At 67.9% G+C, this 16,764-nt stretch carries 9 protein-coding genes; 8 read left to right on the forward strand and 1 reads right to left on the reverse strand.

The annotated features are described in order from the left end of the window. Positions 1-91 precede the first annotated feature (91 nt). From rpoB to ABEG17_RS11890, 7 genes are all read left to right on the forward strand, one after another. Positions 92-3,568 carry a DNA-directed RNA polymerase subunit beta gene (gene rpoB / locus ABEG17_RS11860; protein WP_406829688.1) on the forward strand — a complete coding sequence of 1,159 codons (3,477 nt, stop codon included), beginning with the start codon at positions 92-94 and terminating at the stop codon, positions 3,566-3,568. A 100-nt stretch (positions 3,569-3,668) separates the two neighbouring features. Beyond that, a complete protein-coding gene (locus tag ABEG17_RS11865; RefSeq protein ID WP_406829689.1) occupies positions 3,669-7,547 on the forward strand; it encodes a DNA-directed RNA polymerase subunit beta' in 3,879 nt (1,292 codons plus the stop codon). Positions 7,548-7,923: 376 nt separating this feature from the next. Further along, entirely contained in the window at positions 7,924-8,298 is a 375-nt protein-coding gene (rpsL, locus tag ABEG17_RS11870; protein WP_056915474.1) for a 30S ribosomal protein S12, read from the forward strand. Beyond that, positions 8,298-8,768 carry a 30S ribosomal protein S7 gene (gene rpsG / locus ABEG17_RS11875; RefSeq protein WP_056883291.1) on the forward strand — a complete coding sequence of 157 codons (471 nt, stop codon included), beginning with the start codon at positions 8,298-8,300 and terminating at the stop codon, positions 8,766-8,768. The genes rpsL and rpsG overlap by 1 nt, the downstream gene beginning before the upstream one ends. 110 nt (positions 8,769-8,878) lie before the next feature. Next, a complete protein-coding gene (fusA, locus tag ABEG17_RS11880; protein WP_406829690.1) occupies positions 8,879-10,993 on the forward strand; it encodes an elongation factor G in 2,115 nt (704 codons plus the stop codon). Positions 10,994-11,113: 120 nt separating this feature from the next. Continuing rightward, the gene (tuf, locus tag ABEG17_RS11885; RefSeq protein ID WP_406829691.1) at positions 11,114-12,310 is read left to right on the forward strand and encodes an elongation factor Tu; all 1,197 of its coding nucleotides are present in this window, start codon (positions 11,114-11,116) and stop codon (positions 12,308-12,310) included. 198 nt (positions 12,311-12,508) lie between these two features. After that, positions 12,509-14,521: a protease pro-enzyme activation domain-containing protein gene (locus tag ABEG17_RS11890; protein ID WP_406829692.1), complete on the forward strand. Its 2,013-nt coding sequence runs from the start codon at positions 12,509-12,511 to the stop codon at positions 14,519-14,521. Positions 14,522-14,589: 68 nt separating this feature from the next. Here the strand turns inward: ABEG17_RS11890 and ABEG17_RS11895 are convergent, their stop codons facing one another. Next, positions 14,590-15,912: an alpha-hydroxy-acid oxidizing protein gene (locus tag ABEG17_RS11895; protein WP_406829693.1), complete on the reverse strand. Its 1,323-nt coding sequence runs from the start codon at positions 15,910-15,912 to the stop codon at positions 14,590-14,592. Positions 15,913-16,070: 158 nt separating this feature from the next. Between ABEG17_RS11895 and ABEG17_RS11900 the strand changes: the two genes are divergently transcribed. After that, positions 16,071-16,661, forward strand: a complete 591-nt coding sequence (locus tag ABEG17_RS11900) for a hypothetical protein (RefSeq protein ID WP_406829694.1) — start codon at positions 16,071-16,073, stop codon at positions 16,659-16,661. The last annotated feature ends 103 nt before the right edge of the window (positions 16,662-16,764 follow it).

Consider the following 16,764-nt stretch of genomic DNA (forward strand, 5'->3'; position numbering starts at 1 on the left):
GGGACGGTCCTCGGTTCGGCTGTGATGGCGGTCGGCGCCAATTCGGTTTCGAACCATCAGTTTTAAGACAGGCCCGTGGAAGGACCCCTCCTTGGCTGCCTCGCGCAACGCGACTCAGACTGTGTCCACCGCACGGACGGCTTCTGGCCGTCTGTCGTTCGCGAAGATCCGCGAACCCCTCGAGGTCCCCGACCTCCTGGCGCTGCAAACGGAAAGCTTCGACTGGCTGCTCGGTAACGAGCGCTGGCAGGCCCGTGTCGCAGAGGCCAAGGCCGAAGGCCGTGGGGATGTGCCGGATCGCTCCGGCCTCGAGGAGATCTTCGAGGAAATCTCTCCCATCGAGGACTTCAGCGGCTCCATGTCGCTGTCGTTCCGCGACCACCGCTTCGAAGAGGTCAAGTACTCCATCGAGGACTGCAAGGAGCGCGACCAGACCTACTCCGCGCCCCTGTTCGTCACCGCGGAGTTCATGAACACCACCACTGGCGAGATCAAGAGCCAGACGGTGTTCATGGGTGACTTCCCGCTCATGACCGAGCGCGGCACCTTCGTCATCAACGGCACCGAGCGTGTCGTCGTGTCCCAGCTGGTCCGCAGCCCGGGCGTCTACTTCGAGCGCACGCCCGACAAGACGTCCGACAAGGACATCTACACCACCAAGGTCATCCCGAGCCGCGGTGCTTGGCTCGAGTTCGAGATCGACAAGCGCGACATGGTCGGCGTCCGCGTCGACCGCAAGCGCAAGCAGTCGGTCACGGTGCTCCTCAAGGCCCTCGGCATGACCGAGGCCGACATCCTCGAGGAGTTCGGCGACTACGAGTCGATGCGGCTCACCCTGGAGAAGGACCACACGGCCGGCCAGGACGACGCGCTGCTCGACATCTACCGCAAGCTGCGTCCGGGCGAACCGCCCACCCGTGAGGCCGCCCAGACCCTCCTGGACAACCTCTACTTCAACCCGAAGCGCTACGACCTCGCCAAGGTCGGCCGCTACAAGATCGACCGCAAGCTCGGCGTCGCCGCCGAGCTGGGCGACTCGGTCCTGTCGGTGGACGACATCGTCGCCACGATCAAGTACATCGTCGCGCTGCACGCCGGCGAGACGACCCTGACCGGGAAGAACGGTGAGGAGGTCGTCGTCGAGGTCGATGACATCGACCACTTCGGCAACCGTCGCCTGCGCAACGTCGGCGAGCTCATCCAGAACCAGGTCCGCACCGGCCTGTCCCGCATGGAGCGCGTCGTCCGCGAGCGCATGACCACGCAGGACGTCGAGGCAATCACGCCGCAGACCCTGATCAACATCCGCCCCGTGGTGGCCTCGATCAAGGAGTTCTTCGGCACCTCGCAGCTGTCGCAGTTCATGGACCAGAACAACCCGCTCGCGGGCCTGACGCACAAGCGGCGTCTGTCGGCCCTCGGCCCGGGTGGTCTGTCCCGTGACCGCGCCGGCATGGAGGTCCGTGACGTCCACCCGTCGCACTACGGCCGCATGTGCCCGATCGAGACCCCGGAAGGCCCGAACATCGGCCTCATCGGCTCGCTGGCCTCCTACGGGCGGATCAACGCGTTCGGCTTCATCGAGACCCCCTACCGCAAGGTCGTCAAGGGTCGCGTCACCGATGACATCCAGTACCTCTCCGCCGACGAGGAGGACCGCCACGTCATCGCGCAGGCCAACGCCGTCATCGACGCCGAGGGCAACTTCACCGACGAGCGCGTCCTGGTCCGCACCAAGGGCGGCGAGGTCGACTACATCCCGGGTGAGGACGTCGACTTCATCGACGTCTCGGCCCGCCAGATGGTGTCTGCCGCGACCGCGCTGATCCCGTTCCTCGAGCACGACGACGCCAACCGTGCGCTCATGGGCTCCAACATGCAGCGTCAGGCGGTGCCGCTCGTCAAGTCCGAGGCGCCGCTGGTCGGCACCGGCATGGAGTACCGCGCCGCGCTCGACTCGGGCGACGTCGTCCGCGCCGAGGCCGCTGGTGTGGTCACCGAGGTCTCCGCCGACCTCGTCACCGTCGCCGGTGACGACGGCTCGACGCGCACCTACCGCATCACGAAGTTCGGCCGCTCCAACCAGGGCACGTCCTACAACCAGGTCGTCGTCGTCAACGAGGGCGACCGGGTCGAGACCGGCGGCGTCATCGCCGACGGTCCCGCGACCGAGGGCGGCGAGATGGCCCTGGGCCGCAACCTGCTCGTGGCGTTCATGCCGTGGGAGGGCCACAACTACGAGGACGCGATCATCCTCAGCCAGCGCCTGGTGCAGGACGACGTCCTCTCCTCGATCCACATCGAGGAGCACGAGGTCGACGCCCGTGACACCAAGCTCGGGCCGGAGGAGATCACCCGCGACATCCCGAACGTCTCCGAGGAGGTCCTGGCGGACCTCGACGAGCGCGGCATCATCCGCATCGGTGCCGAGGTCCGCGACGGCGACCTGCTCGTCGGCAAGGTCACGCCCAAGGGTGAGACCGAGCTGACGCCGGAGGAGCGCCTGCTGCGCGCCATCTTCGGTGAGAAGGCCCGCGAGGTCCGCGACACGTCCCTGAAGGTGCCCCACGGCGAGACCGGCACGGTCATCGGCGTGAAGGTGTTCGACAAGGACGAGGGCGACGACCTGCCCCCGGGTGTCAACCAGCTGGTGCGCGTCTACGTCGCCAACAAGCGCAAGATCACCGATGGTGACAAGCTCGCCGGCCGTCACGGCAACAAGGGCGTCATCTCCAAGATCCTGCCCGTCGAGGACATGCCGTTCCTCGAGGACGGCACCCCGGTGGACGTCGTGCTCAACCCGCTCGGTGTCCCCGGCCGCATGAACGTCGGCCAGATCCTCGAGCTGCACCTCGGCTGGGCCGCCTCGCGCGGCTGGGAGATCGCCGGCAACCCGGACTGGGCCAAGCTGATCCCGGAGGACGCCCGCAAGGCGCCCGCCGGCACCCGCGTCGCCTCGCCGGTGTTCGACGGTGTGCGTGAGGACGAGATCGTGGGTCTGCTGGACTCCACGACCAAGACCCGCGACGACGTGCGGCTCATCGACGGCTCCGGCAAGTCCCGGCTCTTCGACGGTCGCTCCGGCGAGCCGTTCCCCGAGCCGGTCTCCGTGGGCTACATGTACATCCTCAAGCTCCACCACCTCGTGGACGACAAGATCCACGCCCGCAGCACCGGCCCGTACTCCATGATCACGCAGCAGCCGCTGGGTGGTAAGGCGCAGTTCGGTGGCCAGCGCTTCGGTGAGATGGAGGTGTGGGCCCTGGAGGCGTACGGCGCGGCCTACGCGCTGCAGGAGCTCCTGACGATCAAGTCCGACGACGTGCAGGGTCGCGTCAAGGTCTACGAGGCGATCGTCAAGGGCGACAACATCCCGGAGCCCGGCATCCCCGAGTCCTTCAAGGTGCTCATCAAGGAGATGCAGTCGCTGTGCCTGAACGTCGAGGTGCTCAACAGCGAAGGCACCTCCATCGAGCTGAAGGAGTCCGACGAGGACGTCTTCCGCGCGGCGGAGGAGCTCGGCATCGACCTGTCCCGGCGCGAGCCCAGTTCGGTCGAAGAGGTCTGAGGTGCAGGCCGCGTGGTCACCGCGACGGTGACCACGCGGCACACCCCCCCCTCACGACCAACCCCCAGTTTTAAGCTAGAGACACGGAAGAAGGAACCACGTGCTCGACGTCAACTTCTTTGACGAACTGCGCATCGGCCTGGCCACTGCTGACGACATCCGTCAGTGGAGCCACGGTGAGGTGAAGAAGCCGGAAACCATCAACTACCGCACGCTCAAGCCCGAGAAGGAGGGCCTGTTCTGCGAGCGCATCTTCGGCCCGACCCGGGACTGGGAGTGCAACTGCGGCAAGTACAAGCGGGTCCGCTTCAAGGGCATCATCTGTGAGCGCTGTGGCGTCGAGGTCACCCGCGCCAAGGTGCGTCGTGAGCGGATGGGCCACATCGAGCTCGCCGCCCCCGTCACCCACATCTGGTACTTCAAGGGCGTCCCGTCGCGCCTGGGCTACCTGCTCGACCTGGCACCGAAGGACCTCGAGAAGGTCATCTACTTCGCGGCCTACATGATCACGTCCGTCGATGTCGACCAGCGTCACAAGGACCTGCCGTCGCTCGAGGCCCAGATCGAGGTCGAGAAGAAGGAGTTCTCCAACAAGCGTGACTCCGAGGTCGAGGCCCGCGCCAAGCGCCTCGAGTCCGACATCGCCGAGCTCGAGGCCGAGGGTGCCAAGGCCGACGCGCGCCGCAAGGTCCGCGAGTCCGCCGAGCGCGAGATGAACCAGATCCGCAAGCGCGCGGACCAGCAGATCGAGCGCCTCGAGCAGGTCTGGGACCGGTTCAAGAACCTCAAGGTCCAGGACCTCGAGGGCGACGAGATCCTCTACCGCGAGATGCGTGACCGGTTCGGCCTCTACTTCGAGGGCGGCATGGGCGCGGCAGCGATCCAGAAGCGCCTGCAGACCTTCGACCTCGAGGCCGAGGCGGAGCTGCTGCGCGAGATCATCGCCACCGGCAAGGGCCAGAAGAAGACCCGTGCCCTCAAGCGGCTCAAGGTCGTCACGGCCTTCCAGGTCACGACCAACAAGCCCGACGGCATGGTGCTCGACGCCGTCCCGGTCATCCCCCCGGACCTGCGTCCGATGGTGCAGCTCGACGGTGGCCGCTTCGCGACCTCCGACCTCAACGACCTGTACCGCCGCGTCATCAACCGCAACAACCGCCTCAAGCGGCTGCTCGACCTCGGTGCGCCCGAGATCATCGTCAACAACGAGAAGCGGATGCTCCAGGAGGCTGTCGACAGCCTCTTCGACAACGGCCGTCGCGGTCGCCCGGTCACGGGCCCCGGCAACCGTCCGCTCAAGTCGCTGTCCGACATGCTCAAGGGCAAGCAGGGTCGGTTCCGCCAGAACCTCCTCGGCAAGCGCGTCGACTACTCCGGCCGTTCGGTCATCGTCGTCGGCCCGCAGCTCAAGCTGCACCAGTGCGGTCTGCCCAAGCAGATGGCCCTGGAGCTCTTCAAGCCGTTCGTGATGAAGCGCCTGGTCGACCTCGACCACGCGCAGAACATCAAGTCGGCCAAGCGCATGGTCGAGCGCGCCCGTCCGGTCGTGTGGGACGTCCTCGAAGAGGTCATCACCGAGCACCCCGTGCTGCTCAACCGTGCACCCACGCTGCACCGCCTCGGCATCCAGGCCTTCGAGCCGCAGCTCGTCGAGGGCAAGGCCATCCAGATCCACCCGCTCGTCTGCTCGGCCTTCAACGCCGACTTCGACGGTGACCAGATGGCTGTCCACGTGCCCCTGAGCACCGAGGCCCAGGCCGAGGCCCGCATCCTCATGCTCTCGAGCAACAACATCCTCAAGCCGGCCGACGGTCGTCCGGTGACCATGCCCACCCAGGACATGATCATCGGCCTCTACCACCTCACCTCCGAGGTGCCCGAGGGCCGCGGTACGGGTCGGGCGTTCTCCTCGGTCTCCGAGGCCCGCATGGCCTTCGACGCCGGCCAGCTCGAGCTCGGCAGCAAGATCAAGATCCGCCTGCTCGACGTCGTGCCGATCCCCGGCACGGAGCTCCCCGAGGGTGTCGAGGCCAACGAGCAGGGGCAGGTGTCCTCGCTCACGGTCGAGACCAGCCTCGGTCGCGCCCTGTTCAACCAGACGCTGCCGGTGGACTACCCGTTCGTCGACGCCGTCGTGGACAAGAAGCGCCTGTCGACCATCGTCAACGACCTCGCCGAGCGTTACAGCAAGGTGCAGGTCGCGGCGAGCCTCGACGCGCTCAAGGAGTACGGCTTCCACTGGGCGACCCGCTCGGGCACCACGGTCGCCATCTCCGACGTCGTGACCCCGCCGCGCAAGCTCGAGATCCTCGAGGCGTACGAGACCAAGGCCACCAAGGTCCAGGTCCAGTACGAGCGCGGTCTGATCACCGACGACGAGCGTCGCCAGGAGCTCATCGAGATCTGGACCCAGGCCACCAACGAGGTCGCCAAGGAGATGGAGGCCAACCTCCCGAAGACCAACACCATCTACAAGATGGTGTCCTCGGGTGCGCGTGGTAACTGGATGCAGCTGCGTCAGATCGCCGGTATGCGTGGTCTGGTGTCCAACCCGAAGGGCGACATCATTCCCCGCCCGATCCGCGCGAACTTCCGCGAGGGTCTGTCGGTGCTCGAGTTCTTCATCTCCACGCACGGTTCGCGTAAGGGTCTTGCCGACACCGCGCTGCGTACCGCCGACTCGGGTTACCTGACCCGTCGTCTGGTGGACGTCTCGCAGGACGTCATCATCCGCGAGGACGACTGCGGCACCGACCGCGGCCTGACCATGCCGATCGCGCAGAAGAACGCTTCGGGCGCCCTGGTCGAGCACGACGACGTGGAGACCTCGGTCTACGCCCGCACGCTCGCCGCCGACGTCGAGAAGGACGGTGCCGTCCTCGCCGAGTCCGGCATCGACCTCGGTGACGTGGTCATCGACGCCCTCGTCGCCGCTGGCGTCGAGGAGGTCAAGGTCCGCTCGGTCCTCACGTGTGAGTCCCACGTCGGCACCTGCGCCGCCTGCTACGGCCGCTCGCTGGCCACCGGCAAGCTCGTCGACATCGGTGAGGCGGTCGGCATCATCGCCGCGCAGTCCATCGGTGAGCCCGGCACGCAGCTGACGATGCGTACCTTCCACACCGGTGGTGTGGCTGGTGACGACATCACGCAGGGTCTGCCGCGTGTGGTCGAGCTCTTCGAGGCCCGTACCCCCAAGGGTGTCTCCCCGATCGCCGAGGCCTCCGGCCGCGTCACGATCGAGGACACGGACAAGACGCGCCGCCTGATGCTGACGCCGGACGACGGCTCCGAGGAGCACGCCTACCCGGTGAGCAAGCGCGCGCGCCTGCTCGTCCAGGACGGCCAGCACGTCGAGGTCGGTCACCAGCTGACGGTCGGTTCCATCGACCCGAAGCAGGTCCTGCGCATCCTCGGTCCGCGTGCGGTCCAGATGCACCTGGTCGACGAGGTCCAGCACGTCTACCGCCAGCAGGGTGTGTCGATCCACGACAAGCACATCGAGGTCATCGTGCGGCAGATGCTGCGCCGGATCACGATCATCGAGTCCGGTGACGCCGACCTGCTCCCCGGTGAGCTGGCCGAGCGTGGTCGCTTCGAGAACGAGAACCGTCGCGTCGTCGCCGAGAGTGGCCGCCCGGCCTCGGGTCGCCCCGAGCTCATGGGTATCACCAAGGCCTCGCTCGCCACCGACTCGTGGTTGTCGGCCGCCTCCTTCCAGGAGACGACCCGCGTCCTCACCGAAGCGGCGATGAACGGCAAGTCGGACCCGCTGCTGGGTCTGAAGGAGAACGTCATCCTCGGAAAGCTCATCCCGGCCGGCACGGGTCTCCCGCGCTACCGGAACATCAAGGTCGAGGCCACGGAAGAGGCCAAGGCTGCGATGTACTCGATGCCGAGCTACGAGTACGACTACCCGGTCTTCGGCCCGGGCTCCGGCGAGGCCATCCGCCTCGACGACGCCGAGCTGGGTCTGGACTGACCCCACTCGCACAGCGTGACCCGAGGGGGTCGGTCCGGTTCGCCGGGCCGGCCCCCTCGGTCGTCGGGTGCGGGGGAGCGGGGGCACACCGATTTGGTGGGCCACACCGCAGGCGGTATCTTTGAACACTGTGTCTGAGGTCCACCTCTGGACACGCCGCTGGAGCCGCCGCCGAGTCAGGCCGGTGGGCCAGCACCACCTCTCGCCGGGCAATCCGCACCAGATCCGCATGGGTCCGTCGTGGAAAGTGCAGGGGGGAGCGCCGAGCGCGACACACCCGAGTGCGGGGGTCGGGCGAGGCACCACACCAAGGAGTGCCCGAGGACCGCTGGCGCGGACCGACGGCGCAGAACATCAACTACGTACGGAGAACAGGTTGCCTACGATCAACCAGCTTGTGCGCAAGGGGCGTCAGGACAAGGTCACCAAGACCAAGACCCCTGCCCTCAAGGGCTCGCCCCAGCGCCGTGGCGTGTGCACGCGTGTGTACACCACCACCCCCAAGAAGCCGAACTCTGCCCTGCGCAAGGTCGCCCGTGTGCGCCTCACCAGCGGCATCGAGGTCACGGCCTACATCCCCGGCGTCGGCCACAACCTGCAGGAGCACTCGATCGTGCTCGTGCGTGGCGGTCGTGTGAAGGACCTTCCCGGCGTGCGCTACAAGATCGTCCGCGGTTCGCTCGACACCCAGGGTGTCAAGAACCGCAAGCAGGCCCGCTCCCTTTACGGCGCGAAGAAGGAGAAGAAGTAATGCCTCGTAAGGGACCCGCGCCCAAGCGCCCCCTCGTCGTCGACCCGGTCCACAACTCTCCGTTGGTGACCCAGCTGGTCAACAAGATCCTCCTCGATGGCAAGAAGTCCATCGCCGAGACCATCGTCTACGGCGCCCTCGAGGGCTGCCGCGAGAAGACCGGCACCGACCCCGTGGTCACGCTCAAGCGTGCCCTCGACAACATCCGCCCCACGCTGGAGGTCAAGTCCCGCCGTGTCGGTGGAGCCACCTACCAGGTGCCGATCGAGGTCAAGCCCAACCGCGCGACCACGCTGGCGCTGCGCTGGATGGTCGGCTACTCGCGTCAGCGTCGTGAGAAGACGATGACCGAGCGCCTCATGAACGAGATCCTCGACGCGTCCAACGGCCTCGGCGCCGCGGTGAAGCGTCGCGAGGACACCCACAAGATGGCCGAGTCCAACAAGGCCTTCGCGCACTACCGCTGGTAACAGCGACCGGTATGCCGCGTGCCGCACCCGCACGCGGCATACCGGAGGTGCGTGGTGCTCACGCGCCACTGCACAGCATTTTTCGTAACGAATGAGATGAGACGATCACATTGGCACTCGACGTCCTGACGGACCTGACCAAGGTCCGCAACATCGGGATCATGGCGCACATCGACGCCGGCAAGACGACGACGACTGAGCGCATCCTCTTCTACACCGGGGTCAACCACAAGATCGGTGAGACCCACGACGGCGCCTCCACCACCGACTGGATGGAGCAGGAGAAGGAGCGCGGCATCACGATCACGTCTGCCGCCGTGACCTCCTTCTGGGAGGGCACCCAGATCAACATCATCGACACCCCCGGGCACGTCGACTTCACCGTCGAGGTGGAGCGTTCGCTGCGCGTCCTCGATGGTGCCGTTGCCGTGTTCGACGGCAAGGAGGGTGTCGAGCCCCAGTCCGAGACCGTGTGGCGCCAGGCCGACAAGTACGACGTCCCCCGCATCGCGTTCGTCAACAAGATGGACAAGCTCGGCGCGGACTTCTACTTCACCGTCGACACCATCAAGGAGCGCCTCGGCGCGGAGCCCCTCGTGCTCCAGCTGCCGATCGGCGCCGAGAACGACTTCGTCGGTGTGGTCGACCTCATCTACCGTCGCGCGCTCGTGTGGCCCGGTGACGCCAAGGGTGACGTCACCATGGGTGCCAAGTACGAGATCCAGGAGATCCCGGCCGACATGCTCGAGAAGGTGGAGGAGTACCGCCACGCCCTCGTCGAGCGCGTCGCCGAGTCCGACGACGTCCTCATGGAGAAGTACCTCGGTGGCGAGGAGCTGACGCCCGAGGAGATCAAGGGCGCGATCCGCAAGCTCACGGTCAACTCCGAGCTCTACCCGATCCTGTGCGGCTCTGCCTTCAAGAACCGCGGTGTGCAGCCGATGCTCGACGCCGTCGTCGACTACCTGCCGTCCCCGCTCGACGTCCCCCCGATGGTCGGCCACAAGCCGAACCACGAGGAGGTCGAGATGACGCGCAAGCCCGACACCAGCGAGCCGTTCTCGGCGCTGGCGTTCAAGGTCGCGACGCACCCGTTCTTCGGCACGCTGACCTTCATCCGCGTCTACTCCGGCCAGATCTCCAGTGGCTCCGCGGTCGTCAACACGACCAAGGGCCGCAAGGAGCGCATCGGGAAGCTCTTCCAGATGCACGCCAACAAGGAGAACCCCGTGGACGAGGCCCTCGCGGGTCACATCTACGCGGCGATCGGCCTGAAGGACACCACGACCGGTGACACCCTGAGCGACCCGAACGAGCAGATCGTGCTCGAGTCGATGACGTTCCCGGACCCGGTCATCCAGGTGGCCATCGAGCCGAAGACCAAGGGTGACCAGGAGAAGCTCTCCACGGCCATCCAGAAGCTCTCCGCCGAGGACCCGACCTTCCAGGTCCACCACGACGAGGAGACCGGCCAGACCATCATCGCCGGCATGGGCGAGCTCCACCTCGACATCCTCGTGGACCGCATGAAGCGCGAGTTCAAGGTCGAGGCCAACGTCGGCAAGCCGCAGGTGGCCTACCGCGAGACGATCCGTCGCACCGTGGAGAAGCTCGACTTCACCCACAAGAAGCAGACGGGTGGCTCCGGCCAGTTCGCCAAGATCCAGATCTCGATCGAGCCGCTGGACACCGGTGAGGGTGAGCTCTACGAGTTCGCCAACAAGGTCACCGGTGGCCGCGTCCCGCGTGAGTACATCCCGTCCGTCGACGCCGGTATCCAGGACGCCATGCAGTACGGCGTGCTCGCCGGCTACCCGCTCGTCGGGATCAAGGCGACCCTGCTCGACGGCGCCTACCACGACGTCGACTCCTCGGAGATGGCGTTCAAGATCGCCGGTTCCATGGCGCTGAAGGAGGCCGTCCGCAAGGCCGACCCCGTGCTCCTCGAGCCGATGATGGCCGTCGAGGTGCGTACGCCCGAGGACTACATGGGCGACGTCATCGGTGACATCAACTCCCGCCGTGGCCAGATCCAGGCCATGGAGGACATCAGTGGTGCCAAGGTCGTTCGTGGCCTCGTCCCGCTGTCGGAGATGTTCGGCTACGTCGGGGACCTGCGGTCCAAGACCCAGGGTCGCGCGAGCTACTCGATGGAGTTTGACTCCTATGCCGAGGTCCCCAAGGCTGTTGCCGAGGAGATCATCAAGAAGACCCGGGGCGAGTGACCGGTAGCATTACCGGTCGCACCCTGGTCATCAGACCACCCCAGCTCCACCCCACAATCCGCGCCATGTCCTGCCAAGGTCGTACGGCGTATCACCAAGAGTCCTGAGGAGGACACCACAGTGGCGAAGGCAAAGTTCGAGCGGACCAAGCCGCACGTCAACATCGGCACCATCGGTCACATCGACCACGGTAAGACGACGCTGACGGCTGCGATTTCCAAGGTCCTGCACGACAAGTACCCGGACCTGAACCCGCAGTTCGCGTTCGACGACATCGACAAGGCGCCGGAAGAGAAGCAGCGCGGCATCACGATCTCGATCGCGCACATCGAGTACCAGACGGAGGGTCGTCACTACGCCCACGTCGACTGCCCCGGTCACGCGGACTACGTGAAGAACATGATCACGGGTGCGGCGCAGATGGACGGCGCGATCCTCGTGGTCGCGGCGACCGACGGCCCGATGCCGCAGACCAAGGAGCACGTCCTGCTGGCCAAGCAGGTCGGCGTCCCCTACATCGTCGTGGCGCTCAACAAGGCTGACATGGTCGACGACGAGGAGATCATGGAGCTCGTCGAGATGGAGGTCCGCGAGCTGCTGTCCTCCTACGAGTTCCCCGGCGACGACCTCCCGGTCGTCAAGGTCTCGGCGCTCAAGGCGCTCGAGGGTGACGCCGAGTGGGGCCAGTCGGTCCTGGACCTCATGGACGCCGTGGACAACTACATCCCGGAGCCGGAGCGCGAGATCGACAAGCCGTTCCTCATGCCCGTCGAGGACGTCTTCACGATCACCGGTCGTGGCACCGTCGTCACCGGTCGTATCGAGCGCGGCATCCTCAAGGTCAACGAGGAGATCGAGATCGTCGGCATCCACACCGGTCCGCCGACCAAGACCACGGTCACCGGCGTCGAGATGTTCCGCAAGCTGCTCGACGAGGGTCGTGCGGGCGAGAACGTCGGCCTGCTCCTTCGTGGCACCAAGCGCGAGGACGTCGAGCGCGGGCAGGTCATCTGCAAGCCGGGCTCGATCACCCCGCACACGGACTTCGAGGCCAACGTCTACATCCTGTCCAAGGATGAGGGCGGCCGTCACACGCCGTTCTACGACAACTACCGCCCGCAGTTCTACTTCCGCACCACCGACGTGACCGGCGTCGTGCACCTCCCCGAGGGCACCGAGATGGTCATGCCCGGTGACAACACCGAGATGAACGTCGAGCTCATCCAGCCGATCGCCATGGAGGACGGCCTCAAGTTCGCCATCCGCGAAGGTGGCCGCACTGTCGGCGCCGGCCGCGTCACCAAGATCACCAAGTAACATTCACGACTTCGTCGTGGTGATCTGACCACAGCGCCACCAGCACCACAAAGGGCCCCGCAGCTTCGGCTGCGGGGCCCTTTGCCGTCCGGGACGTCCGTGACATTTGACATGGGCGAAGGCCGCGAAGCGGATGAGACTGCGCTGGGGGGGTCGTCAACCGGTCGACCCGGCTCACGACCTCGGAGGTCACATCTGATGAGAAGTCCCAGCAGGAGTCAGACAGGGTTGGCGCTCACCGGCGCCCTGGCCCTGGCCATGGCGGTCCCGACGATCGCGCAGGCCTCGGGGAGCACCGGGCGCCACGTCGTCGGCAGTGCGCCGTCGTGGACCGCCCACGCCCGTCGGGTCGCTGCGGTGCCGTCCTCGGCCACCCAGCACCTCACCTTCGTCCTCGCCCTGCGTGACCCCGCGGGTGCCCAGGCCCTCGCGGACGCGGTCTCCACGCCGGGTTCGGCGCAGTACGGCCACTTCGTCTCGGCCGCCTCGTGGCGCGCCCGCTTCGCCCCGACGTCCGACCAGGTCGCGACCGTCTCGAAGTGGCTGCGGTCGCAGGGCCTGACGATCGGCGCCGTGCCGGCCAACCACCGCTACATCGAGGTCACGGCCCCTGCCGCGGCGACCCAGAAGGCGTTGTCGACGAAGCTGTCCTCGTTCACCAAGGACGGGCAGACGGTGACCGCGCCGACCACGGCATACTCCGTCCCCGCTTCGCTCGCGGGGTTGGTCGTCGGGGTCTCGGGGCTCGACACCTCGGCCCGCAAGACCCCGCTCCGGTCGGTCCCGGACACCCCCGCCCAGCAGGTCTCGGCCGCCTCGAAGAGCGCGGTCGCGCGGTCCCGCCCGGATGACGTGCTGCCGCCGCCGGATGCGGTGTTCCGCAACGGCCGCCCCTGCTCGACCTACTACGGGCAGAAGATGGCGACGAACCTGCCACAGCTCGTGGCGAACCCGCAGCCCTACGCACCCTGCGGCTACAAGCCGGCGCAGGTGCGGGGCGCCTACGGCACCAGCGCAGCCCAGTCGCAGGGCTATGACGGCCGTGGCACCACCGTGGCCGTCGTCGACGCCTACGCCTCGCAGTACATCCTCGGGGATGCCATGCGCTACGCCCAGCGCAACGACCCGAGCCACCCGCTGCGCAGCTACCAGCTCGACCAGAACCTGCCCACGACGTTCACCCACACCGACGAGTGCGGGGCCAGCGGCTGGTACGGCGAGGAGACCCTCGACGTCGAGGCGGTCCACGCCACGGCGCCCGGCGCCAAGATCCTCTACGTGGGGGCCGAGAGCTGCTACGACGACGACATCAACGCCGCCGTCAACACGGTCGTGGACAACCAGCTCGCCCAGGTGATCACGAACTCCTACGGCGAGCCCGATGACGTCGTGGCGCCGGCCGACCTGGCGAACAGCCACCAGACGGCGATCCAGGCTGCGGCGGAGGGCATCTCGATGATCTTCTCCAGCGGCGACGACGGCGACGAGATCGCCAACACCGGGCACCGCCAGACCGACTTCCAGGCCTCCGACCCCATGGTCACCGCGGTCGGCGGCACCGCCCTGGCCGTGACCAAGTCCAACGGCTACGGCTTCGAGCAGGGCTGGGGGACCGGCAAGTCCACGCTGGTCGACGGCAAGTGGTCGCCGTCCACCCCGGCGTACCTCTACGGCGGCGGCGGTGGCACCACGCACCTCTTCGCCGAACCGGCCTACCAGAAGGGGGTCGTCCCCTCGTCGCTGGCGAACTACTTCGGCGAGGGCCCGCACCGCGTCGTCCCCGACGTCGCGATGGTCGGTGACCCGAACACCGGGTTCCTCGTCGGCCAGAGCCAGACGTTCCCCGACGGCTCCGTCAAGTACTCGGAGTACCGCATCGGTGGCACGTCGCTGTCCTCCCCGCTCTTCGCCGGGGTGGTGGCGGTGGCCGACCAGGTGCACCGCGGGTCGCTGGGGTTCCTCAACCCCAAGCTGTACTCGCTGGCCGGCAGCGCGGCCTTCCGCGATGTCAACCACGGCCGCAAGGTCACCGACGCGGTGGTCCGCGTCGACTACGCGAACGGGTTCGACGACAGCGACGGGGTGGTCACGTCGCTGCGCACCCTGAACCAGACCGGGACGATCTTCACCCGCAAGGGTTACGACGACGTCACCGGCGTGGGGAGCCCGAACGGCCTGGCGTTCCTCGCCTACGTGGCTCGGCGGCGGTGACCGGCCTGTTCGGCTCGGTCGGACCGGTCTGGCCGGCCTGACCGACTGCACGACGACGCGGCGTCCACTCAGGTGGGCGCCGCGTCGCCGTGTGGACCCAGGGCCGCCGTCCCGAGCGACCTCAGCTCGGCGACCGACCCGAGACCACACAGGCCGAGCGTCAGGTCCAGCTCGGCGAGGACGTTGTCGATGACGTCCCGCACCCCGTCCTCGCCGGCCAGGGCGAGGCCGTACACGTAGGGCCGTCCCAGTGCCACGGCGTCCGCTCCGCAGGCAAGTGCCTTGACCACGTCGGAACCGCTCCGCACGCCGCTGTCGAGCACGAGCGGCAGGCCGGGTCCGACGGCGTCGCGGATCGGGCCGAGCGCGTCGAGGGAGGCGATGGCGCCGTCGACCTGGCGGCCACCGTGGTTGCTCACCACGATCCCGCTCACCCCCAGCTCGACGGCACGGCGTGCGTCGTCGGGGTGCAGCACCCCCTTGAGCAGGACGGGCAGGTGCGTGCGGTGGGGCAAGGTGGCCAGGAGGTCCCACGACAGGCCGGGGTTGGAATAGATGTCGAGGAATGCCTCGACGGACGCACGCGGCGTGGGGGAGCGCAGGTTCTCGCGCAGCGACCCCGGGTGCTCCCGGCTGATCGACAGCAGCGACCGTATGGCGCCGAGGGTCACCCTCGTCCTGTCGGTCCCACCGGCCGGCTGGGCGGCCAGCCGTTCCCGGACGATCTCCTGGAACCTCGCATCCGAGGTGTACTGCGCGATGCCGATCCCCTGGGAGAACGGCAGCGACCCGAGGTTGAGGTCCTGTGGACGCCACCCCAGCATCGTCGTGTCGAGCGTGACGACGACCGCGCTCGCACCGGCCTCCTCGGCGCGACGCAGGAGGCTGTCGACGAGCGGCTCGTCGGTCGACCAGTAGAGCTGGAACCACCACGGGGTGTCGCCGAGTGCTGCTGCGACCTCCTCCATGGGACTGCAGCCCTGGTTGGACACGATGTAGGGGACCCCGGTCGCGGCGGCAGCCCGGGCGACCTGCAGGTCGCTGCCACGGGAGACGATGCCGGCGGCGCCGATGGGTGCGAGCAGCAGGGGAGTGGACCGCTCCTGGCCGAGCAGCGAGGTGGTGAGGTCGCGGCCGGCGTGCCCCGTCGCCATGCGTGGGACGAGCCGACGTCGTTCGAAGGCCTCCCGGTTGGCGCGCATCGTGGCGCCGGCGCCGGCGCCTCCCCCGACATAGGCCCAGGCGCGCGGGGTCATCGCCGTGGCTGCGCTGCGCTCGAGCTCAGCCGCATCCGCAGGAACCGTCGGGCGGCGGCCCAGGACCCCGTCGCGGTAGATGACCCCCTGCCGCCGGCGGCCGGGACCCACCTGCACGTCGCTCGTCGTCGTCATGGGTCCTGATCCTTCCACCGCCCGGACGCAGCGACCCGCAGAGCCGGCTGACAGGTTCTTGACAGGTGGGGCACGGGGAGCCTGCAGGACCAGCGCGCACCGTGGGGACACCGCGGGGGCGTTGCAGAGGCCGTCCCCACCCACGAGAGGACCCACGCATGTCTCCTGTCCGCAGATCCGTGAAGGTCGCAGGCGCGGCCGGTGTCGCTGCCATCGCCGCAGGCATCGGGGCCACCCAGGCCCTTGCCGACAACGCGACCCCGACCCCGAGCGGCACGACCAGCTCGGCTCCGTCGGGCACCCGGCCGCAGGGGCCGGCCGGGTGGGGTGGCCCCGGCGGGCCCGGCCGCGGCCACGGTCCGGCCGGGATGGAGGCCGCCGCCCTGGCCAAGCAGCTCGGAGTGAGCGAGGCGAAGGTGAGGGCTGCCCTGGAGGCCGTGCGTGAGGCGAACCGTCCACAGCGCCCGGCCAAGCCGGCCGACGGCGCCAAGCCGACGCCGCCCTCCGAGGCCGAGCGCACCGCCCGCGAGAAGGCCCGGGTCGCAGCCCTGGCCAAGCAGCTCGGGCTGTCCGAGGCCAAGGTGCAGGCCGCCATCGACGCGCTGCGTGCCGAGCACCGCACCGAGCGCCGTACCGAGCTGTCCACCCGGCTCGATGCCGCGGTGAAGGCCGGCAAGCTCACCGCGGCCGACCGGGCCTCGGTGCTCAAGGCGTTCGACGCCGGGGTCCTGGGTGTCCCTCGTCCCTGACCCTGACTCGCGCTCTCGACGCCCACCGTCCACCGTGGACGGTGGGCGTCGTCCGTCGCCGTGGCTGGCGCCCGAAGCCGTTCACGGTGAGCACCGGCAGTCG

This window comes from Pedococcus sp. KACC 23699 (assembly GCF_045348425.1).
Taxonomy (GTDB): Bacteria; Actinomycetota; Actinomycetes; order Actinomycetales; family Dermatophilaceae; genus Pedococcus.

Excerpts from the sequence above, each read along its gene's own strand:
- rpsG (WP_056883291.1), top strand. The coding sequence starts at position 8,298 with ATGCCTCGTAAGGGACCCGCGCCCAAGCGCCCCCTCGTCGTCGACCCG.
- ABEG17_RS11900 (WP_406829694.1), top strand. The coding sequence starts at position 16,071 with ATGTCTCCTGTCCGCAGATCCGTGAAGGTCGCAGGCGCGGCCGGTGTC.
- ABEG17_RS11895 (WP_406829693.1), bottom strand. The coding sequence starts at position 15,912 with ATGACGACGACGAGCGACGTGCAGGTGGGTCCCGGCCGCCGGCGGCAG.
- ABEG17_RS11890 (WP_406829692.1), top strand. The coding sequence starts at position 12,509 with ATGAGAAGTCCCAGCAGGAGTCAGACAGGGTTGGCGCTCACCGGCGCC.